The 3,106-nt window shown below is 74.8% G+C and carries 4 protein-coding genes; 3 read left to right on the top strand and 1 reads right to left on the bottom strand.

Going from position 1 to position 3,106, the window contains the following annotated elements; all coding sequences use genetic code 11:
- On the bottom strand, positions 1 to 395 hold a 395-nt coding region (locus tag ACTUAL_RS10795), incomplete at its 3' end, for a class I SAM-dependent methyltransferase (protein ID WP_440900152.1).
- Between ACTUAL_RS10795 and ACTUAL_RS10790 the strand changes: the two genes are divergently transcribed.
- The 3 genes from ACTUAL_RS10790 to ACTUAL_RS10780 all read left to right on the top strand — a co-directional run.
- Positions 394 to 1,266, top strand: coding sequence for a ParA family protein (locus tag ACTUAL_RS10790; RefSeq protein WP_198320565.1), 873 nt, complete (start codon positions 394 to 396; stop codon positions 1,264 to 1,266). The two genes, ACTUAL_RS10795 and ACTUAL_RS10790, sit on opposite strands and share 2 nt — an antisense overlap.
- Positions 1,267 to 1,338: 72 nt before the next feature.
- Positions 1,339 to 2,085: a DNA-formamidopyrimidine glycosylase family protein gene (locus ACTUAL_RS10785; protein WP_440900153.1), complete on the top strand. Its 747-nt coding sequence runs from the start codon at positions 1,339 to 1,341 to the stop codon at positions 2,083 to 2,085.
- A 10-nt stretch (positions 2,086 to 2,095) separates the two neighbouring features.
- On the top strand, positions 2,096 to 3,106 hold a 1,011-nt coding region (locus ACTUAL_RS10780), incomplete at its 3' end, for a quinone-dependent dihydroorotate dehydrogenase (RefSeq protein WP_440900151.1).

The raw sequence follows: 3,106 nt of genomic DNA, 5'->3' as shown, positions 1-3,106 counted from the left end.
TTGGCCACCAGCACCGAGACCGCCCCGCCGGGGGCCGCGGCGGCGGCGAGGGCGGCGAGCGCGGTGGTCGCGTCGTCCACGACCTCCAGCAGCCCGTGGCCGAGCACCAGGTCGGCGGCGCCGTCGCTGACCAGCTCGCCGAGGGCGTCGGTGTCGCCCTGCACGGCGATCACCCGATCGGCGACGCCCGCCTCGGCGGCGCGCCGGGTCAGGGTGGCCAGCGCGTCGGGGCTCGGGTCGACCACGGTGACCGCGCAGCCCGCGGCGGCCAGCTGGACGGCCCACACGCCGGTGCCGCCGCCGACGTCCAGGACCCTGGGGGGCTCGCCGCCCCGCCGGTGCCTCGCGGCGGTCAACTCGGTGTCGAGCACCCTCTGTACGGCGTCCGGTCGCATGGCACAGAAGCCTAAGGGCCGTAGGCTGCACCTTGTGCATACGGTCGCGGTGCTCAGCCTCAAAGGTGGAGTGGGGAAGACGACGGTCGCGCTGGGTCTCGCGTCGGCCGCGCTCAGGCGCGGCGTGCGGACGCTGGTCATCGACCTCGACCCGCAGTGCAACGCCACCTCCACGCTGGAACCGGGGGAGTCCTCGGCCAGCGTCTACGACGTGCTCAAGGAACCGGCCCCGGAGACCGTGCGGGCCGCCATCGCGCCGTCGGCGTGGGGCGACGGGGTCGACGTGCTCTCCGGTTCGGAGGACGCGGAGCTGCTGAACCACCCCGATCCGGGTGAAAAGCGGTTGGGGCGGCTGCGCGAGGCGCTGGCGGTGGTCGAGGACGACTACCAGCTGGTGCTGCTGGACTGCCCGCCGTCGCTGGGCCAGCTGACCCGCTCGGCGCTGGTGGCCGCGGACCGGGCGCTGCTGGTGACCGAGCCGACGATGTTCGCCGTCGCGGGCGTGCAGCGCGCGTTCGAGGCGGTGCAGTCCGAGCGGGAGCACAACGACGAGCTCCAGCCGCTGGGCGTGGTGGTCAACCGGGTGCGCCCGCGCTCGCACGAGCACCAGTTCCGCATCGAGGAGCTGCGCGACATCTTCGGCCCGCTGGTGATGCCGGTGGCGCTGCCGGACCGGCTCGCGGTGCAGCAGGCCCAGGGCGCCTGCATGCCGATCCACGAGTGGGGGACGCCGGGCGCGCGCGAGGTGGCGCTGGCGTTCAACCTGCTGCTGGCGCGGGTGCTGCGGGTGAGCCGGAGCAGGCGCAAGGCCTCGCACCGGGACTTCGACGAGGACGAGATCCAGGAGGCGCACGAGGCGGTGGACGCGTGACCGGTCTCGCGGGCGCCCGCCGTGCCCGAGGGTGACACGGTCTTCCTCGCGGGCCCCCGGTAGGCCGACGCGCTGACCGGCCGGGTGCTGCTGCGCGGTCAGCTGCGCCACCCGAGGTTCGCGACGGCGGACCTGGCCGGGCGCGAGGTGCTGGGCGTGCGGTCGGTGGGCAAGCACCTGTTCACCCGGTTCAGCGGGGACCTGAGCCTGCACAGCCACTTCCGGATGGACGGGGCGTGGCACCTGTACCGGCCGGGTGAGCGCTGGCGCCGTCCCGGCCACCAGGCGCGGGCGGTGTTCGAGGTGCCGGACCGGCAGGCTATCGGGTTCGCGCTGCACGACCTGGAGCTGCTGCCGACCGCCGACGAGCACCGGCTGGTCGGCCACCTGGGCCCGGACCTGCTGGCCGAGGACTGGGACGGGACGGCCGAGGCCGAGGCGGCGCGCAGGCTGGTCGCGGAGCCCGAGCGGGAGCTGGGGCTGGCGCTGCTGGACCAGCGGGTGCTCGCGGGCGTCGGGAACCTGTACAAGGCCGAGGTGTGCTTCCTGCTGGGCGTGTCCCCGTGGTCGCCGGTGTCGGCGGTGGACCCGGTGGAGGCCGTGCGGCTGTGCCGGAGGCTGCTGCTGGCCAACGCGTGGCGGCCGGAGCAGTCCACGACCGGGTCGCTGCGGCGCGGGCAGCAGCACTGGGTGTTCGAGCGGACCGGGCGGCCGTGCGCGCGCTGCGGGACGCGGGTGCGGGTCGGCGGCCAGGGCGCCGGGGTGCTGGAGCGGGTGGCGTACTGGTGCCCGCGCTGCCAACCGGGTCCGATCGCATAGGGTTGCGGCCGTGATCTACCGGAACGTGGTGCGCAAGGCGTTGTTCTCCCTGCACGACGGGGACGCGGAGCGGGTCCACGAGACCACGCTCGACCTGGCGTCGAGGGTCTCCCCGCTGGCCGCCAGGGTGAACCTGGGCGTGCGCGGGCCGGGCCTGGCGCGCACGGTGTTCGGGGTGCGCTTCCCGAACCCGGTGGGGCTGGCGGCGGGGCTGGACAAGAACGGCCGGGCGCTGCCCGCGTGGGCCGCGCTGGGGTTCGGGTTCGTCGAGGTCGGCACGGTCACCGCGAAGGCCCAGCCGGGCAACCCGCTGCCGAGGCTGTTCCGGCTGCGCGGCAGCGAGGCGATCATCAACCGGATGGGCTTCAACAACGAGGGCGCGCAGGCGCTGGCCGACCGGTTGGAGGCGCTGGGGCCGCTGCCGGTGCCGCTGGGGATCAGCCTGGGCAAGTCGAAGGTGACGCCCGTCGAGGAGGCCGAGGAGGACTACCGGCTCTCGCTGCGGGCGCTGCACCGGCACGGCGACTACTTCGCGGTCAACATCAGCTCGCCGAACACGCCGGGCCTGCGCGCGCTGCAGGACCGGGACGCGCTGGACCGGCTGCTGTCGGCGCTGAACGCGGAGATGGCCGAGCTGGGCGCGCGCAAGCCGCTGCTGGTCAAGATCGCGCCGGACCTGACCGAGGCGGCGATCGGCGAGCTGCTGGAGGTGTGCGAGGCGCACGGCGTGGACGGGCTGATCGCCACGAACACCACGCTGTCGCGTGACGGCGTGGTGGCGCGGGACGCGCACCTCGCGGAGCAGGCCGGTGGGCTCAGCGGCAGGCCGCTGGCGGCGCGGGCGCGCGAGGTGGTGCGGTTCGTCAGCCGGGAGACCGGCGGGAAGCTGCCGATCGTCGGGGTGGGCGGCATCGCGTCGGCGGACGACGCGAAGCGGATGCTGGACGCGGGCGCGAGCCTGCTCCAGGTGTACACCGGGTTCATCTACGAGGGTCCGGGTCTGGTGCGGCGGATCAACCGG

Source organism: Actinosynnema sp. (assembly GCF_052038725.1).
The sequence above is the reverse complement of the archived record's forward strand: the minus strand, read 5'-3'. Positions and strand labels throughout refer to the sequence as shown.